The organism is Candidatus Binatia bacterium (assembly GCA_036382395.1).
GTDB lineage: Bacteria > Desulfobacterota > Binatia > HRBIN30 > HRBIN30 > JAGDMS01.
Map to the genome: position 1 here is coordinate 1 of DASVHW010000061.1, position 3,119 is coordinate 3,119.

Genomic DNA, 3,119 nt, shown 5'->3' on the forward strand with positions numbered 1-3,119 from the left:
CTTCTCGCCCATCAGGCGCATGATTTCCGGCGGCGGGCCGATGAACTTGATGCCGCAGGTCTCGCAGACTTCCGCGAAATTCGCGTTCTCGCTGAGCAGTCCGTAACCGGGATGGATGGCGTCCACGTTGGCGATTTCGGCCGCGCTGATTACGGCCGGGATGTTCAGGTAGCTGTCGGCGGGACGCGGAGGGCCGATGCAGATGGCGTCGTCGGCAAACTTGACGTGCAGCGAGTTGCGGTCGGCCTCGCTGTAGATGGCGACCGTGCGGATGCCGAGCTCCTTGCACGCGCAGATGACGCGCAGGGCGATCTCGCCACGGTTGGCAATCAGGACTTTGTTGAAGAGTTTATCCATCCGCTCTCATCACGAGGCGCAAGGGCCTATGCGCCGCGCACGGCGAACAGGGGCTGGCCGTATTCGACCGGTTGGCCGTTGCTGACAAACTTCTTCACCAGCTCGCCGGCAAAGTCGCTCTCGATTTCGTTCATCAGCTTCATGGCTTCAATGATGCACAGGACCTGGCCGACGCTGATGGTGTCGCCCGCCTTGGCGAAAGCCGGCGCTCCCGGTGACGGAGACTCGTAGAAGGTGCCCACGATGGGCGAGCGGATGATATGCAGCCCTGCTTCTTCCACCGCCGGCGCTGCCGGGGCCGAAGGTAGCGCGGAAGTGGCCACGGGAGCGGGAGCCGGGGGCGCCGCGCCCGCCCCGCTCGCGGGTGCCGGTGCGGGCTGGACGGCCACGAAGCGTGCCTCCGGCATCTGTGTTTCGGGTACGGCGCGCTTGATCCGGACTTTGACGTCGCCACGCTCGAGTTCGAACTCGGCGATGTCCTTCTCGATAAGAAATTCGATCAGTTCCTTGAGCTCTTTTTGATTCATCGGCGTGATCGGGTCGCGGCGAACCGGCCGGCCCGTAGGTCTCACAGCTCCATCAATGCCTTGGTCGCGGGGGTAAGGACGTCGCAGCCGCCCTCGCGGACCACCACCATGTCCTCGATGCGGACTCCGCCCCGGCCGGGTATGTAAACGCCGGGCTCAATGGTTATGACCATGCCCGGCGCCAGGACTTCCTGCCGGCCGCGCGCCACGCGCGGCTCCTCGTGGATCTCCAGGCCAACGCCGTGGCCGGTGGAATGCATGAAGTACCGGTCGAGGCGGGCCTTGCGAAGTACGGAGCGCGCGGCGTGATCCACCTCGCCGCAGGTGACGCCGGCGCGCACGGCCTCGGTTGCCGCCTGCTGCGCCTCGCGTACCGCTTCGTACAGATCGCGCTCGGACCGGGAAATTTTCCCCACCCACACGGTACGGGTCATGTCCGAACAATAACCTCGGAGTATAACACCGAAATCGAGGACGACGAACCCGCGCGCGGGTATCGGCGAGGACGTCGCACGTCCGTGCGGAAGCGCTGACCGCTTCCCGGCTGCGACGATCGTTTCAAACGACATTGCCTCCGCGCCGCGCTGCCGTGCTGCGTACTCCATCTCGGCCGCGACATCGGTTTCCTTTACGCCCGGACGAATCTGTTTTAGCGCAACCTCGAGCAGCGAAGCCCCCAGGTTCACCGAGTCGCGGATCAGCGCGATCTCGTCCGCCTCCTTTACCTGGCGCAGTTTCTCGACCATGCCGCCCGCCTCGCGAAGCCGGGAACCGGCTCCCATCGTGCGTTTCAGGGCAGAGCGCGCCGCCAGCGTGGTGTGCTGCGCCTCCACTCCGAGCCCACGAATGCCACGCTCTCCCGCCCACTTTGCCGCGGCGCTCAGAGGACTGCCTTTGGCGATGACGATCCGGGCGCCCTGCACCTCATCGCGCGCCTGCGTGGTATAGCGGCCGTCGGTGAAAAACACCGGCTTCCCCCGGTGCATCACCAGGACGCCAGAGCTGCCGGTGAATCCGCAGAGGTAGCGCAGGTTGGGCAGGTGCGTCACCAGGAGCGCGTCGAGACGGCCCAGATGGTCGCGTAGAGCCTGCTGGCGGCGAGCGTAGTCCATGGCAAAGAGACTAAATGAAGAATGAAGAATTCAGAATGAAGAATGAAAGAACGGCCGCGCTACGGCTGTTCTTATCCTTCATTCTTCATTCTGAATTCTTCATTCAAAAAGAAAGCCCCCGCTCCTTGCGCGGGGGCCTGGCTAAGTGGATGGTTGGCCGCTTAGTTTAGACGATCTTCGGTGTGATGAAGAAGATCAGTTCCTGGGTCGAGGTCGTAACCGAGCGGTGCTTGAACAGATTGCCCAGCACCGGAATGTCACCCAGCAGCGGAACCTGGGTCACGTTGATCGAATTCTGCGTCTGGATGACGCCGCCAATCATGATCGTCCCGCCGTCGTTGACCAGGACCTGCGTGGTTTCCTGTTGCGTGATGAGCGCCGGGTTGCCGCTCACCTGGTGGCCGAAGTCGGGCGTCGTATTCTCGACGTCGATGTTCATGAAGATGGTGTTCTCAGCCGTGATCTGCGGGGTGACCTCCAACCGCAGCGCCGCTTCAATGTACTGCGTGGTGGCCGGGCCGCTCAACTGCGAGGCGGTCACCACCGGGATGCGGATACCCTGTTTTACTTGCGCCTTGATATTGTTCTGCGTCACGACGCGCGGACGTGACAGGATCTTGAGCAGGCCCTTGCTTTCCGCCATCGTCAGGATAGCGTCCACGCGGTAGGCCGAGGTGGCGTTGGAGAAGGAGATGCCGCTCGACGGCCCGACTGCGCCCAGGTTCGAGAACAGCGGGATCGCCTGGCCGGTCACGAAGAACAGCGGGTTCGGGATAGTCAACTGCAATGGAGATGTCCCCACTGCGCCGGCGCCGCCGACAGCCATCACGCTGTTGCCGGTTCCGAAGCCGAGTTGCACGCCGATGTCGCGCGCGAAGTTGCGAGTTGCGGCCACCACGCGGGCTTCGATTTCAACCTGTTGCGTCTTGCGGTCGAGCTCGCGCAGCAGGCGCTGGATGTCCGGAATCGTGCTCGGAATGTCCGTGAGGATCAGTGCGTTGGTGCGCGGGTCGGCAATCACGTCGCCGCGCGCCGAGAGAAATTTTTTCACGATCGGCACTACGTCGGCCGCGTGAGCGTAGCTGAGAAAGTGCGTGTACTGGGTCTTATCGACCGACAGCGC

General features: G+C 63.4%; 4 protein-coding genes. All 4 read right to left on the bottom strand.

Going from position 1 to position 3,119, the window contains the following annotated elements; genetic code table 11:
- Positions 1-357, bottom strand: a 357-nt coding sequence (locus VF515_03595) for a biotin carboxylase N-terminal domain-containing protein (protein ID HEX7406717.1), incomplete at its 3' end; no start/stop codon positions are given.
- Positions 358-383: 26 nt separating this feature from the next.
- Positions 384-929 (bottom strand): acetyl-CoA carboxylase biotin carboxyl carrier protein, encoded by a 546-nt coding sequence (gene accB, locus VF515_03600; GenBank protein ID HEX7406718.1) that lies wholly within the window; start codon positions 927-929, stop codon positions 384-386.
- Positions 926-1,996 carry a Xaa-Pro peptidase family protein gene (locus VF515_03605; GenBank protein HEX7406719.1) on the bottom strand — a complete coding sequence of 357 codons (1,071 nt, stop codon included), beginning with the start codon at positions 1,994-1,996 and terminating at the stop codon, positions 926-928. The genes accB and VF515_03605 overlap by 4 nt, the downstream gene beginning before the upstream one ends.
- A gap of 166 nt (positions 1,997-2,162) precedes the next feature.
- Positions 2,163-3,119 (bottom strand): secretin N-terminal domain-containing protein (locus VF515_03610; protein ID HEX7406720.1); only part of this gene is annotated, 957 nt, incomplete at its 5' end.